A 14,907-nucleotide genomic window follows, 5' to 3' on the forward strand; every position below is an offset into this window, starting at 1 on the left:
TCCCTAGGGTGCCCGATCCTCCACCGGATCGGCGGCATCGACGGGGGTCCGGTCGACGAGCCAGGCCGTGGCCAGGAGCCCGGCCAACATCGCCAGGTAGTTCCCCTGGAACGTGCGGGCCGGGATCAGCAGCCCCGCGACGACGAGGGCGGCCGCAGGGGGCAGCGTCATCGGGTGGTGCGGCCAGCGCCGCACGACCTCGCGCGCGGCAAGCACCCCCAGGACGGCGAAGCCGACCGTGGCCAGCGCCAGCACCGGGCCCCGCACCATGTCGGGGGCGACGGCCGCCAGCCCGAAACCCGAGCTCGGGTACGGCTCGTCGTTGCGCCCGAGCCAGAAGAGCAGCGTGTCGTTCAGGAAGTCCGCCGGCGACCACAGGAGGAACGGGAGGCACGTCGCCACGAGGACGGCGGGGAGCGTCCAGAGGCGCTGGATCTGAGCCCACCCCTCGCGCCGCCACCGCCATGCCAGCCAGAGGGCCACGGGTGGCAACAAGAGGAACTTCACCGAGATGGCCAGCGCGAGCAGCAACCCGGCGAGCCGTGGGCGCCGCTCGAGGGACAGCGCGGCCAGGACGAACAGGCTGGCCGCCCAGGTGTCGTTCGTGCCGTAGCCCAGGTGGACGGCCACGATCATGCCGCTGAAGGCGGACAGGGCGGCGGCGCGCCGCCAGGCGTCGGTCCGCCGGAGGGCGATGGCGACGCACGCGGCCACGAAGGTGGCGAGCATGACCCACCGGGGGTCCCCCAGGTCATCGGCCCCGGACACGGCGGCCAGAGGGGTGAGGGCAAGGAACGCTCCCGGCAGGTACGGGTAGACCGAGCGGATCGGGTTGTCGAAGCTGTCGATGCCGCGCACGCTCAGCCGCCGCCACACCTCGGGCAGATCGTCGCTGAAGTCGGCGGCGTAGGGGTTGCGGCCGGCGACCACGTCCTCGGCCGCGGCCCGGGTCACGATGACCCCGCCGTCGTGGGCGGCCAGCTGTCCCTCGGGCGGGTCGATGACGTTGGTGACGGTGCGGGCGGCGGGCATCAGGACGGCGAGGACCAGGACGAGGCCCAGGCCCACCGTCCCCAGACGGGGCCGGAGGGCGGCGAGGGCGAGGGGCACCGCGACCCCGGTGACCAGCCACAGGGCGCTCAGCCCGGAGATGGCCCCGGGTGCCAGGCCGGCCAGCACCACGCCCACCAGGGCCACCAGCACGGCCAGGAGCAGGAGTCGCCGACGATCGGGCGCCTCCCGCGCGTCGGCGACGACGGCGCTGGGCGACGGGGCCGCGACCCGGACGGGCGCGGTCGACGACGGAGAGGCCACGGGCTCCCATCGGCACCTCCCACCAGCGTGTGAGCGTGAGCTCGGGGCGGACGCTGACCGGGAACAGACGTGCCGGTCGCCAGGTTGGCGTCAGCAGGACGTACACTCCGTCCCACATCGGCCGGCCTGGTATCCGGCTCCATATCGGTTCCGAGACCGACATCCCCGTGGCGAGGCGACCAGGCTGTCCCCACCGGTCACATCGGAACCTCTTCCCGGAGGTCCCAACCTCATGATCCGGATCCAGACCCCGCTCCCCGAGCGGTACACCACTGCACCCATCGACGAGCTCCACGAGCGGATCGGGGCGGCCAAGGCCACCCTCGGCGACCGGCTGTTCATCCTCGGGCACCACTACCAGCGCGACGAGGTGATGCGCTGGGCCGATGCCCGGGGCGACTCCTACCGCCTCTCGGTGCTGGCCCAGCAGCGGCCCGAGGCCGAGTACATCGTGTTCTGCGGCGTGCACTTCATGGCCGAGTCGGCCGACGTCCTCACCGGCGACCACCAGCAGGTGATCCTCCCGGACCTGAACGCCGGGTGCTCGATGGCGGACATGGCCGACCTCGACGAGGTCGAGGAGGCGTGGGAGGCCCTGGCCGCTGTGGTCGACATCGAGCAGGTCGTGCCGATCACCTACATGAACAGCTCGGCCGACCTGAAGGCGTTCGTGGGCCGGCACGGCGGCGCCGTCTGCACCTCGACCAACGCCCAGGCCATCCTCGAGTGGGCCCTCACCAAGGACGCCACCCCGGTCCCCGACCTGAGCGTGGCCGACGCCGAGGTGGCCTCGATCGTCGCCGACGCCCGGGCCCGGGGCCGGAAGGTCCTCTTCTTCCCCGACCAGCACTTGGGCCGCAACACCGGCATCACCATGGGGTTCACCCACGACGACATGCGGGTGTGGAACCCCCGCTTCGAGCTGGGCGGGCTCACCGAGGCCGACTGCAAGGACGCCACCTTCCTCCTGTGGAAGGGCCACTGCTCGGTGCACCAGCGGTTCCGTCCCGAGCACATCGAGGCCTTCCGGGCCGAGCACCCCGACGGCATCGTCGTCGTGCACCCCGAGTGCAGCCACGACGTCTGCGAGATCGCCGACCAGGTGGGCTCGACCGACTACATCATCCGGGCCGTGGCCGCCGCGCCCCCCGGCAGCACCATCGCCGTGGGCACCGAGATCCACCTGGTGCAGCGGCTCGACGACGAGACGCCGGACAAGACCATCGTGTCGCTCGACCCGCTGATCTGCCCCTGCTCGACCATGTTCCGCATCGACGCCCCCCACCTGGCCTGGGTCCTCGAGAACCTGGTCGACGGCACCGTCGTCAACCGCATCGACGTCGACGCCGACACCCAGGAGTGGGCCCGGGTCGCCCTCCAGCGCATGCTCGACATCACCGCCGCATCGACGGACCCAAAGCCCGTCCCGACCGCGCCGGGCCGCCCCACTGGCGACTGAGGGACCTTGGGCGAGCACCGACCAAGCCCTGCGCATACATGAAGGTCACCCATCTCATTGCGCCAGTCGCCTCCGGCGGAGGAGAGGCGCTTCTTACTGATCTGTTGCAGACAGGTGCGCCGGTTCTCGACGCCAAGGTGATCACTGTGGGCGACGCACCCGCGCTCCGTGACGATCTGGCATCGTCAGGTGTCCCATGCATCTCGCTCGGAAGCCGAACGGTCGGGCAAGAACGAAGGGGCCGTGCCAGAGAGTTGGCTGGCTCGTTCCCCGTCGTCCGAGAACTACGTCGGCTATTGGTTCAGGACCCACCCGACCTCCTGCACTCGCACGGCTTCCCCCCATCGCTGCTCGGTGTTCTCACTGCCCCGCATGGCTCACGTCGGGTCTACACCCACCACTACGAGCGCCGACCTCCCGGGCGCATCGAGCATGAAGCGCTCCGGCGGATGTTCGATCGCTACGACGCTCTCACGACCCCAGCCGTCCACCTCACTGCTGCCATGAACCAGCACTTCCCCACGCTCCGGCGTCCCTTCACCACGTTGCCGATCGGCGTCGACGACGCGTTCGCCCATGGTCGCCCGGATCCAGTCTGGCGGTCGCGGCTCCCGGACGGCGCTGCGGTGGGGGTGTGCGTCGGACGCCTCATCGCATCCAAGAACCAGGCAGCGGTGATCGATGCAGTCGCCTCACTCTCAGCCGTCGATCGAGATCGTCTCGGGATCCTGCTTGTCGGCTCTGGACCGGCCGAAAGGGAGCTTCGTCAGCGGGTGGCCGATGCGGGCCTCGAAGACCGGGTCGTGCTCGTCGGACAGATCTCACGTGCTCGGATGCCTGACCTCTTAGCGAGCGTCGACTTCGGTCTCTTCCCCACCTTGTCCGAAGCGTCGAGCGTTGCCGCCGCTGAGGCTCTCGCCGCCGGGCTACCGATCGTGCATCTCGACATCCCTTCCATGCGGGAGACCGTCGACGACGCCGGGATCATCGCCGCACCGGGGGGCCTCGCGACCGCCATGCTCTCGATGGCCGACCGCCACGCCGACCTGGCGCCAATCGCACGCCGGCGCGGCGCCGGGTCGCTGATGTCGGTCGTGCGAGAGTGCTGGATGGACCTCTACTCGGGCGTTGTCGCGGGCGACCCTTGACCGATCCCGACGACGTCGAGCGCAGCCTCACGGAACCGCTGGTGGGCAGCCTCGACCGCCTCTCGGCCTGCACGGCTCACACGCTCCCGCACCGCTGGGTCCTCAGCACGTCGCAGGGCCTCCCGCCAGGCTCCGACATCGGCGCCAGGCTCAACCAGGAACCCGGTCACGCCGTCCTCGATCTGCTCTACGATGCCGTCCACGGCAGAGGCAATCGGTGGAGCGCCGCACATTTGTGCGAGTACCACTGCGCCGCTCTGCGTGGCGTGGTGGTACGGAAGGATGGACGCGTCCGCCCCGGCCACCGTCGCCACCAGATCCCCCGGGTCGAGGAAGCGGTCGACGGACTGCGCAGCTGGCACCTCGGGTGCGCCGACGCCTGCGAGGGCGAACACCCAAGTTGAGTCGTCGATCGCGGCTAGCTCGGCCATCAGCGCGGTGCCCTTGTACGGCTTTCGGAGCACACCGAACTGGAGGGCGAGCAGACGACCAGAGGGGTCGGCAGCGATCACGCTTTCACCACTGTGGGCCAGCATCCCGACGGGCTGGGGATGGGGCACCACCCGGACATCGTTGCGATCGATCCGGTCGGCGACCGCCGCAGTATGGGCCACCACCGTGTCGGCCCGACGCACCAAGTGGGACAGGCCGATGTGACTGCCTTCACCCCGGTGGTGAAGGCGGTGGTCATGCACAATGAGGATCAGCCGGGCGCCCACACTCCGCGCGGCCCGGTGCACTGCTTCCTCCAGCAGAGGAACCACGTAGTTCTGGACCACGACCACGTCGGGGCGGCGCTCGCGGATCAGGGCCGCAGCCCGGCGGCACAACCGTGCGTGGACGAGCGCGGCCGGCCCCCCGTCCGGCGAGCTGACCACTGGCACGGGCCCGTCGCCCAACTCCCGCCCCTCACGTGTGACGACGGTTGTGGCCGAGCCCGCCGCCCCGATCTCAAGAGCCCAAGCCTCGGTGGTCTGGGCGATGCCGCCGCGCCCGAGCCAATCGACGAGCAGGACATCGATCATCGGTCGTCTTCCAGGGCGTCGTCCGACCACCGCGAGACAGTGGCGACGGCCGTCAACGCGAGCAGTGTCATGCTCGCCACGGTGGCCCACGCTGCTCCCATCTCGTCCCACCCTGGGACCAGGACGAGGTTGAGCACCAGGTTGACCACCAACGCTGAGCCCATGCAGGCAACCAGGGCCCGGCGGGCATGGATCGCCATCACTGGTGTAAGCCCGACCCCGATGGCGGCGGGCACCGCAGCTAGGGCGAGCACTGCCAGCACATCGCCATCTGCGGAGTAGGTCTCGCCGAACGCAACGCGCAGCAGGGGACCCGCCACGAGGGCTACAGCGCCGGCGCCGGCGCCGACGAACCCGGCCAGCGCAGCGACGTAGGCGAGCGCTCGACGACCCCGCTCGAGTCGCGTGGAGGCGGCGCTGGTCAGCGGCAACACCAACGCACCGCCCACTGCTGCTGGCAGCAAGAGGCCCTCGGCGACTCGTGCTGGAACTGCGTAGTGCGCGGTTACCTCGGTGCTACTGATCCACGCCAACAGCCACACATCGATCCTCGTGTGCAGCGACGATACGAGGAGGGCGAGGCCCATCGGGGCAAGCACTCGGATCGAGTAGATCTCTTTGGGGATGGCAACGTCGCGCGTGTGGACCACTCGTCGCGCCCACCGGGTGAGCACGAGTGCGGATGCCACGTCGGCGACGGCGAACACCGACGCTGCCGCTGCAAGTCCCGCCCCGTTTGCCAGCAGGAGGCTGCCAAGACCGAGCACAAGGAGGCGGGAGCCGACCTCGTTGACGGCGTCGGGCACGACGTGACCAAGTCCACGGAGGGCGGCCGTGACCGTGCTGTGGATCGAGGTGCTGACGAGGCCGAACCCCATGGCGACCGGCACCACGAGTGTGTGCTCGCTCCCCATCCGGTAGAGCACGACCATCACGAGGCTCACGACGGTGCCGGCCACAACTCGCACCCGCACGACGTCGCTTACGAGCGATCGGGCCTCGGCCGGTCGCCGGGCCACTCGGTCGGCGACCACCATTGGCAATCCGAGGTCGGCAAGCACCGACAGCGCGCCGAACAACGTGAGTCCAAGGGTTAGCGAGCCCACCTCGCCGGCATCCAAGTGCCGGGTCACAACCGCCATCCAAACCATCGAGAGGGCGGCAGCGATGATCCTGCCGCTACTGAGAATGGCGGTCCGCCCGGCCGGTCTCGCCGTTGGGTCGATCCGGTTGGCCGTCAGATCCGAGTCGAAGGACGACGCGACGGCGGCGCCGGCGGGGTCGAGCAATGCCGCGCCCCTCACGGCGCGTGCCGCACGACAGCGGCGCGACCCAGACCCACCAGGAAACCCGTGCCCCAAGTGAGGTGCATGATCGGCAGGGCGGCGATGAAGGCCGGAGCCGAACGTCCGAGCTGGCGTCCGTCACGCAGCACCGCCGCACCCACTGCGAGCGTGTACGCGCCCGCCACCCACCGGCGGGCAGGCGACGCGAGCCCGATCACCAGCGCTGGGGCCGCCAGCTGGCGGGGTTGGACGGATGCCGGATGGCGCACGGCGGTGAGAGACCGTCCCCATCCGTACCGGAGGAACTGACGGCCCACGGCGGCCAGCGAGGACCGAGGTGTGTAGGTCGATCGGATCGTCGGGTCGAAGCGCACACCGCCGTGGGCTTGCATGCGGTGGGCAAGCTCAGCGTCCTCGTTTATGACGATGCCGTCCGCGTACCCACCGACGCTCCGCACCATCTCGGTGCGGTAGGCGCCGAGGTACACCGTGTCGACCCAGGCCGCCTCGCCTCCGGTGTGGAAGCGCGCCGGCCCGGCGCCGAAGGGCGACGCCATGGCGGCGGCGATGCCCTCCTGCACGGCGCCCGTGGCCACCGGGGTCATCGCCCCGCCGACCATCGCCGCTCCGGTCTCCTCCAGCACGGCCACGCACCGCTCGACGTAGTCGTGGGCGATCAGGCAGTGGCCGTCGACCCGGACGATGACATCACCCTTGGCTGCCTCGATGGCGATGTTGAGGGCGGCGGACTGGATCCGACGCGGGTTCTCGAGGACCGTCGCCCCCGCATCGGCGGCGAGGGCGGGCGTCCCGTCGTCGGAGCCGCCATCGACCACGAGCACCTCGATCACCTCGGGGTACGTCTGGGCCGCCACCGCGGCCAGGCAGTCCTGGATGGCCTCGGCCTCCCGGTAGGTGGGGATCACCACCGACACCGTGGGCCGCACACCAGCGGTCATCGCCCGCGCCCCTCGCTCCCGAGCACGCTGCGGAGCGTACGACCCACCACGCGGAGGTCGAGGGAGATTCCTTGGCGGCGGAGGTAGAAGAACTCGTACTGCAGCTTCTCGAGCGCGTCGGACTCGTCGCCCGCGTAGCCGTAGACGACCTGGGCCCATCCCGTGAGACCAGGCCGCACGAGGTGGCGCAGTCCGTAGAAGGGCAGCTTCTCGGTCAGCTCCTCCACGTAGTGCGGCTGCTCGGGTCGAGGTCCGACGACGGAGAGATCGCCCCGGAGGATGTTGATGACCTGAGGCAGCTCGTCGAGGTGGGTCCGCCGGAGGAAGCGGCCGAACGGCGTGATCCGCGGATCGTCGACGACCGTCCACTCATCGACCAGCTGGCCCCGGCCGGCCGGGGTCATGGTCCGGAGCTTCAAGATGGTGAACGTCTCGTCGAAACGACCGACTCGCTCTTGCCGGTAGAGCAGGGGGCCGCGGTTGGCGATCACGTTGCCCACCACCACGACGGGAACGGCGAGGGCGAGCGGCACGAGGCCGATGAGGCCGAGCACCACGTCGAGCACACGCTTGACCCGGCCGTAGCGGGCCCGGTGGAGCTCGCCGATGTCGAAGAACAGCGAGACGCGCTCGAGCTCGGACACCGGCAGCTTGCCCAGCCATTCTTCGTAGAACAGCGACAGGGTCCGGACCCGGATGCCGCGCTCGTGGAGATCGGCCGCCTGGGCGACCACCCAATCGTCCTGCTGGGCCTGTCGGTCGAGGACCACCAGCGTTGCGGCGGCCTCGTCGGCGGCGTCGAGGAGGGGGCGGCGTCCGTGCATCCCCGCCACGTCGGGGTGGACGTGGGCGACGATGGACGCGGGCCGCACCGGAGACCCGGCCAGCTCACCCCGGAGGACGTGGGCCTCCTCAGCCGGGGCGACGAGCACCACGCGCTCGCGCTGCTCGGCCCGGCTGGAGCCGGAGCGGCACAGGGCGTTGGCAGCCACCCCGAGGGGGACGACGACGATGCTGGAGCCGAACACGACGAAGCGGGGCAGGAGGGCGTCGCCCACGAGCAGCTGGACGAGCGACATCCCGACAGCCGCCGCCGCAGCGGCGCCGATCGCCGTGGCGAGGGCGCTGCGGCGGGTGCGGGGAAGGTCGGGCAGGCCAACCCCGTAGGCCACGACCGCGAGCAACGAGACGAGGGCCAGCGACCAACCCAGACGAGCCGAGTCGGTGTAGTCGTAGACCGGCGTGGCGACCCACGCGGCGTGGACCTTGCTCAGGCCGACGACCGTGGCGAGGACGCCGGCCAGGTAGCCCCAGCGGGCCAGCCGGGTCACGGGTGCGGTCCCGTCGCCGGTGGCGGGCACGAGCCGGCGCGGCGCTCGCGGAAGGTCACGGGCCACCATCGGCAGGCGCTGGCCGGCCGTGAACAGATGGGCGGATCTCGCCGACTGTGATGGACGAGGCCAGACATGATCACGCTGGGTGCGCGCGGAGTCGTTCGACGCTCCGCTGGTCGGTGTCGCGGCGGACGTCGGAGGTCGTGAAGTCCCTAGGGCCCCCGCGTCAGGAGTGCGACAGAGCCGCCCACCGCCGTGCTCCTCGTTCCCGGGACCGAGACGTCCCGTGCCCCCCGGCCGACGACGGCCACCCGGCCCGCGCCCCCGGCGAAGGCCCGCTCGACGGCCGCGTCGAGCCCATCTCCGTCGGCACGCACCCACGCGGGCGACGCCCCCCTCAGGTCGTAGCGGGCGACGAACGAGCCCTTGGCCGCCACGGCGACGTCGGGCGACGCCGCCCGGACGTCGGCGAGGATGGCATCGACCTCGCTGCGCGCGTCGCCAGTGGCGATCAACCCCAGCACGGCCACCGCGACGGCGGACATGACGACGGCGCCGACGAGCCCTCGACGGCCCTCCAGCGATCCCTCCGGCGTCGAGGAGACGGCTCCCACGAGCCCGAGCGCGGAGAGCACGGCCAGAGGGACGGCCACCGGGGCCATGAACCGTCCGCCCCAATCGATGCCACCTCCTGTCGGGTACTGAGTCGCGAGGACCAACGCGGTGTAGATCAGACAGGTGATGGCGAGCGCGCGCACCTCGGGGCGGTGCCCGGTGCGGCGGCCGACGAGCACGACCAGGCCGGCGACCAACGCCGGCCACGCCGGAACGATCCCCGACACCAGCCCGAGCGAGCCCCACCCGGCGAGGATGAGGGTCAGCAGGACACCGGCCGCGACGCATGCCCGAGGCCAGAGGCCGCGGTGCGCCCACGTGGCGAGGCCGACAACGACGAGGCCGGTCGCGGCCCAGAGGACGAGCTGATGTCCGGATGAGCCCGGGCTGTGGGCGCCGAAGGTGTGCCACGCTCCGCTCACCCGGCCGTCCAGCCACCCGACGGGACGATCCGGGGGCTCGGTCGAGACCAGCTGACCCTCGACGAGCGACGCCACCCACGCCTTCTCGGCGACGTAGGCCATCGCCGGCAGGGCCAGCACGATGATCGGATCGAGCCAGCCACGAGCCGCGGCCCGTTGACCGATGCGAGCGATCACCAGGGCACCCGTCAGCGCCGCGACGAGGAGAACCCCTTCCGATCGCACCAGGACGAGGGTCGCGCCCACTGCGCCGAGCAGGGAGGCGGCGACCAGCGAGGGGCGACGGGCAAGGCCGTACAGCAGCAGTGCGGCGATCCCGCCGAGAGCTGCCGCGACGGTGTGAGCCCAGTAGCCGAGACCGATGATCGCGAGCGGCCCGAGAGCGACCAGCCAGAACGCCAGCGGCGACGCCGCGATGTCGAGGCGGCGGCTGAGGCGCCAGGCGAGGGTGGCCGCCACCGCAACGGCGGCCAGGCCCGGGATGACGAGACCCCAGACGTCACCGAAGGCGGTCGTCGACCCGACGAGGGCAAGGATCCATCCGGGGTGCTTGACGTAGGGGAAGGCTCGTCCCGCCTCGTCGACATCGCTCAGGGCCAGTGGGTAGCGCCCGGGGTGCTCGACCAGGTCGAGCTCCGGCCTCTCCTCGTACCAGCGGCCTTCTTCTCGCACGAGCCGCACTGCGTGGTGATAGGCGCCGTCGTCGGCGCTCCACGGCTGGTCGGGGGGGACGAGCAAGGCGAGGCCGCCGAGCACGAGGAGCAACAGCCCGAGATGCGGAGCGATCCGGGGTGCACCAGCGCCGGACGTCGAATCAGTGACGGGGTCTGACGTGCCGAGGGCGGCTTCCTCGGTGCAGCTCACCAGGGACCATCGCCCGAAACCGTCCCGGTTTGAGGGGCCGCCCCAACGCAGTTGCGGAACCTCATGCGGAGGACGCCACAGCCGACGAGGTGCGAGTGCCCGTGACGACGCTCAGGCCGCCCGATGCGGCTTGCCCACCCGCCCGGCCCGTCACTCGCCGTCGGCGGCGACTCGGCGCGGAGGCCGCCGTCCTCGTGCTCGGGGCGACGACCGCCATACCCGCGATCGCCCGTCCGGCCCTCTGGTTCGACGAGGCCGCCAGCATCGGCGCCACCCACCAGCTGGGACTCACCGCCCGAGAGTCCGGCGGGACCATGGCGCCGTACTACGTCCTCCTGCGCGCCTGGAGCTTGGTGAGCAGCGATCCTCGATGGCTGCGCCTACTGTCACTCGCCCTAGGTTTGAGCGCCGTCGCGCTCTTCATCCGGGTGAGTGAACGGTGGGTAGGGCGCTCGGTCGCCTTGGCCTCGAGTGCAGCTCTGGTGCTCTCCTACCTCTGGGCGCAACTCGCTGGCGAGGCCCGTTCCTACACCCTGGCCCTGCTGCTCACGGTGGCGGCCTGGGATCGGCTCGACCGTCTGATGGGTGGACCGGCGACTGGTGCGGCGACCCTCGGGTACGGCGTCATATGCGTCCTGCTCCCCCTGACGCACGGTCTCGCCGCGCTTGTGGTGGGCGCTCAAGTGGCGGCCCTGCTATGCGCCAAGGTCGAGCCGGCCGTGTGGCGTCGGGTCGCCCCCGGCGTCCTGGGCGGCACGCTCGTGACCGTGGCGTGTGCTGTCGGGGGTGGGTCAGACGTGACCGACTGGGTGCGCCCAACGACCTGGTCGGACCTCTATCGGCTCTGGCGGCACATGACCGCCGTGCTGCCGGCCCTCGCCTTCGTGGTGAGCGGTTTGGCCGTGGTGACCATTGCCGGCGCCAGAGCTGATCACCGCACGTCGTCCACGACCCTGGGAAGGTTCCGCGCCGTCGCCCCGACGGCCTGGGCGGCCGTCCCGACTGTAGGGCTCATCGCCTTGTCGCTCGTCCACCCCACGCTCGTCTCTCGATACCTCTTCGTCGTCGTGCCCGCATGGGCGCTGCTGGCCATGCAGGGTGTCGCCCGGTTGGTGCGGGTGATGCACGCGAACCCGACGAAGCAAGCCGTGACGGCACTGTTGGCGATCATCCTGCTTGCGTGCGCAGCGACGACCCAAGCTGCGTCGTGGAGCCAACCGGTGGATGAGTGGGACCGCGCCGCCGCCGTCGTGGCCGAGGGGTTCGAGGGCGCCGATGCGGTGTTGATGCCCGAAAGACGCAACCGGATGCCGTTCGAAGCTGCGTGGGCTGATCGCAACCCGCCAGTGGACCCGACGCTCCTCGACTTCGAACGACCGCTGGGCACCCCGCGCTACGTCGAGAGCGCCAAGACGTCGGCTGAAGCCCTCCGTCTCGGCTCGAGGCACGAGCGTATCTGGGTCGTGTACCAGTACGTCTTCGCTCCCAGCAGGACCGCCTACCGAGCTGCTGTGGGATCAAGCACTCTGACCGAGGACTTCAGCGTGGTGGACCAGTGGACGTTCGATCGGGAGCTGAACATCGTGTTGTACGAGCGCGGCGCCGGCTGAGGGACGGTCAGCGACGTCCGGCGAGGAGCTCGCCGAGGAAGCGGCCGGTGTGGCTGTCATCCACCTCGGCGACGGCTTCGGGTGGGCCCTCGGCGACGACCCGCCCTCCCCCGCTGCCGCCCTCGGGTCCGAGGTCGATCAGCCAGTCGGCCGTCTTGATGACGTCGAGGTTGTGCTCGATGACCAGGACGGTGTTGCCCTGGTCGACCAGCCGGGAGAGAACGGTGAGGAGCCGCCGGATGTCCTCGAAGTGCAGGCCTGTCGTCGGCTCGTCGAGCAGGTAGATGGTGTGGCCCGTGGACCGCTTCGAAAGCTCCGACGCCAGCTTGATGCGCTGGGCCTCGCCGCCCGAGAGGGTGGGGGCCGGCTGTCCGAGGCGGATGTAGCCGAGGCCGACGTCGACGAGGGTCTGCATGTGGCGGGCGATGGCCGGCTGGTTGGCGAAGAACTCCAACGCCTCCTCGCATGGCAGGTCGAGCACCTCGGCCACGTTCTTGCCCTTGAAGGTGATGTCGAGGGTGTCGCGGTTGTAGCGGGCCCCCTTGCACACCTCGCAGGGCACGTAGACGTCGGGCAGGAAGTGCATCTCGATCTTGATGGTGCCGTCACCCGAGCACGTCTCGCAGCGCCCACCTTTGACGTTGAACGAGAACCGGCCGGGCAGGTAGCCCCGGACCTTGGCCTCCTGGGTCTGGGCGAACAGCTTGCGGATCGCGTCCCACACGCCGGTGTAGGTCGCCGGGTTCGACCGGGGAGTGCGGCCGATCGGTGACTGGTCGATGCTGATGACCTTGTCGAGCAGCTCGATGCCGTCGATCCGGCGGTGCCGACCCGGCGGGGTCTTGGCCCGGTAGATCTTCTGCATCAACGACCGCAGCAGGATGTCGTTGACGAGGGTCGACTTGCCCGACCCGGACACGCCGGTGACGGTGACGAAGAGCCCGAGCGGGATGTCGACGTCGACGCCGTCGAGGTTGTGCTCGCGGGCGCCCTTGATCTTGAGCCAGTCGCCGCTGGGGGCCCGTCGCTGCTCGGGGATCGGGATCGAGCGCGCCCCGGTGAGGTACTGGCCGGTGACGGATCGCTTGTTCTTCAGCAGCTGCTTGTAGGTGCCGGAGTGGACGATCGACCCGCCGTGCTCCCCCGCCCCGGGACCGACGTCGACCACGTGGTCGGCCACGGCGATCGTGTCCTCGTCGTGCTCGACGACGATCACGGTGTTGCCCAGCTGGCGCAACCGCAGGAGGGTCTCGATCAGGCGTCGGTTGTCGCGCTGGTGGAGGCCGATCGACGGCTCGTCGAGCACGTACAGCACGCCGACCAGGCCCGATCCGATCTGGCTGGCCAGCCGGATGCGCTGGGCCTCGCCGCCCGAGAGGGTGGCCGTGCCCCGGCCCAGCGACAGGTAGTCGAGGCCTACGTCGAGCAGGAACCCGAGCCGGGCCTTGACCTCCTTGAGGACGGCCTCGGAGATGAGGATCTCGCGCTCGGTGAGCTCAATCTCATCGACGACCGTGGCCAGCTCGCGGATGGAGAGCATCGACAGCTCGGCGATGTTCCGGCCGGCGACGGTGACGTTGACGGTGAAGGGGTTGAAGCGGGCGCCGTCGCACTCGGGGCACGGCACCTCGCGCATGTACCCCTCGAACTGCTCCCGCTGGGTGTCGCTGTCGGTGTCGGCGTGACGCCGCTGCAACCACGGGATCACACCCTCGTAGGCCGCCTTGTAGGTCCGCACCCGGCCGTAGCGGTTCTTGTAGCGGACCTCGACGCGCCCGATGCCCTTGCCGTCGAGGAGCGTGCGCTGCTGGGCCGCCTTCAGCTTCGACCACGGGACGTCGAGGGGGATGCCCTTCTCCTCGCCGACGGCCTCCAGGATGCGGTGGAACCAGGTGGCGTGGCCGCTCGACCACGGGTGGATGGCGCCCTCGGAGATGCTGAGGTCGGGGTCGGGGACGATCAGCTCGGGGTCGACCTCGAAGCGGGTGCCCAAGCCGTCGCAGCGGGGGCAGGCGCCGTAGGGCGTGTTGAACGAGAAGCTCCGGGTCGTGAGCTCCTCGAAGCTCTCACCGTCGACCGGGCAGGCCAGGTGCTGGCTGAAGGTCATCGACTCGGGCTCGTCCTCACCCTCGCGGGGGACGATCTGGACCTCGGCCACGCCCTCGGCCAGCCGCAGGGCGGTCTCCAGCGACTCGGTGAGGCGCCGCTCGATGCCGTCCCGCTTCACCAGACGGTCGATGACGATCTCGATCGTGTGGTTCTCGTACCGGGCCAGGTCGATCTTCTCCCCCAGCTCGACGACCTCGCCGTCGATGCGGGCCCGGGAGAAGCCCTGCTTGGCCAGGTCGGCCAGCATGGTCTCGTAGTTGCCCTTGCGACGCCGCACGACGGGGGCCAGCACCTGGAACCGCGTCCCCTCGGGCAGCTCGAGGATGCGGTCGACGATCTGCTGCGGCGTCTGCCGGGTGATGGCGGCACCGTGCGTCGGGCAGTGGGGCTGGCCGATGTTGGTGAACAGGAGGCCGAGGTACTTGAGGATCTCGGTGATGGTCCCGACCGTCGACCGGGGGTTTCGCGACGCCGACTTCTGGTCGATCGAGATCGCCGGCGACAGACCCTCGATGAAGTCCACGTCGGGCTTGTCCATCTGGCCCAGGAACTGCCGGGCGTAGGACGACAGCGACTCGACGTAGCGACGCTGGCCCTCGGCGTAGATCGTGTCGAACGCCAACGACGACTTCCCCGAGCCCGACAGCCCGGTGAAGACGATCAGCTTGTCGCGGGGAAGGTCGAGGTCGACACCCCGGAGGTTGTGCTCGCGAGCGCCGCGGATGACGAGGGTGTCCGACACGAAGGACCACTCTACCGGGC

10 protein-coding genes are annotated in these 14,907 nt (G+C 70.4%); 3 read left to right on the top strand and 7 right to left on the bottom strand.

Annotation, left to right across the window (positions count from 1 at the left end; genetic code table 11):
• Positions 1-3 precede the first annotated feature (3 nt).
• The gene (locus HC251_RS13305) at positions 4-1,314 is read right to left on the bottom strand and encodes a glycosyltransferase 87 family protein (RefSeq protein WP_219941096.1); all 1,311 of its coding nucleotides are present in this window, start codon (positions 1,312-1,314) and stop codon (positions 4-6) included.
• 232 nt (positions 1,315-1,546) lie between these two features.
• On the opposite strand from HC251_RS13305, the gene HC251_RS13310 reads away from it, so the two are divergent.
• Together HC251_RS13310 and HC251_RS13315 are read left to right on the top strand one after the other, a co-directional pair.
• Positions 1,547-2,773 (top strand): quinolinate synthase, encoded by a 1,227-nt coding sequence (locus HC251_RS13310; protein ID WP_219941097.1) that lies wholly within the window; start codon positions 1,547-1,549, stop codon positions 2,771-2,773.
• 449 nt (positions 2,774-3,222) lie between these two features.
• Positions 3,223-3,921, top strand: a complete 699-nt coding sequence (locus HC251_RS13315; RefSeq protein ID WP_219941098.1) for a glycosyltransferase — start codon at positions 3,223-3,225, stop codon at positions 3,919-3,921.
• Here the strand turns inward: HC251_RS13315 and HC251_RS13320 are convergent.
• From HC251_RS13320 to HC251_RS13340, 5 genes are all read right to left on the bottom strand, one after another.
• Positions 3,891-4,946 (bottom strand): glycosyltransferase family 4 protein, encoded by a 1,056-nt coding sequence (locus tag HC251_RS13320; RefSeq protein ID WP_219941099.1) that lies wholly within the window; start codon positions 4,944-4,946, stop codon positions 3,891-3,893. The two genes, HC251_RS13315 and HC251_RS13320, sit on opposite strands and share 31 nt — an antisense overlap.
• Positions 4,943-6,235 (bottom strand): oligosaccharide flippase family protein, encoded by a 1,293-nt coding sequence (locus HC251_RS13325; protein ID WP_219941100.1) that lies wholly within the window; start codon positions 6,233-6,235, stop codon positions 4,943-4,945. Before HC251_RS13325 ends, HC251_RS13320 begins: the two co-directional genes overlap by 4 nt.
• Before the next feature lie 11 nt (positions 6,236-6,246).
• Complete coding sequence (locus tag HC251_RS13330) at positions 6,247-7,191, bottom strand: glycosyltransferase family 2 protein (protein WP_219941101.1); 945 nt, start codon at positions 7,189-7,191, stop codon at positions 6,247-6,249.
• Positions 7,188-8,522 carry a sugar transferase gene (locus tag HC251_RS13335; protein ID WP_219941102.1) on the bottom strand — a complete coding sequence of 445 codons (1,335 nt, stop codon included), beginning with the start codon at positions 8,520-8,522 and terminating at the stop codon, positions 7,188-7,190. Before HC251_RS13335 ends, HC251_RS13330 begins: the two co-directional genes overlap by 4 nt.
• A gap of 215 nt (positions 8,523-8,737) precedes the next feature.
• Positions 8,738-10,327 carry a hypothetical protein gene (locus HC251_RS13340; protein WP_219941103.1) on the bottom strand — a complete coding sequence of 530 codons (1,590 nt, stop codon included), beginning with the start codon at positions 10,325-10,327 and terminating at the stop codon, positions 8,738-8,740.
• 194 nt (positions 10,328-10,521) lie between these two features.
• Here HC251_RS13340 and HC251_RS13345 point away from each other — a divergent pair, with 194 nt between their 5' ends.
• A complete protein-coding gene (locus HC251_RS13345; protein ID WP_219941104.1) occupies positions 10,522-12,036 on the top strand; it encodes a hypothetical protein in 1,515 nt (504 codons plus the stop codon).
• A gap of 7 nt (positions 12,037-12,043) precedes the next feature.
• Here HC251_RS13345 and uvrA read toward each other — a convergent pair whose 3' ends face one another.
• Complete coding sequence (uvrA, locus tag HC251_RS13350) at positions 12,044-14,887, bottom strand: excinuclease ABC subunit UvrA (protein ID WP_255566402.1); 2,844 nt, start codon at positions 14,885-14,887, stop codon at positions 12,044-12,046.
• Positions 14,888-14,907: the final 20 nt, after the last annotated feature.

It is taken from the genome of Iamia sp. SCSIO 61187, assembly GCF_019443745.1.
Classification (GTDB): Bacteria; Actinomycetota; Acidimicrobiia; order Acidimicrobiales; family Iamiaceae; genus Iamia.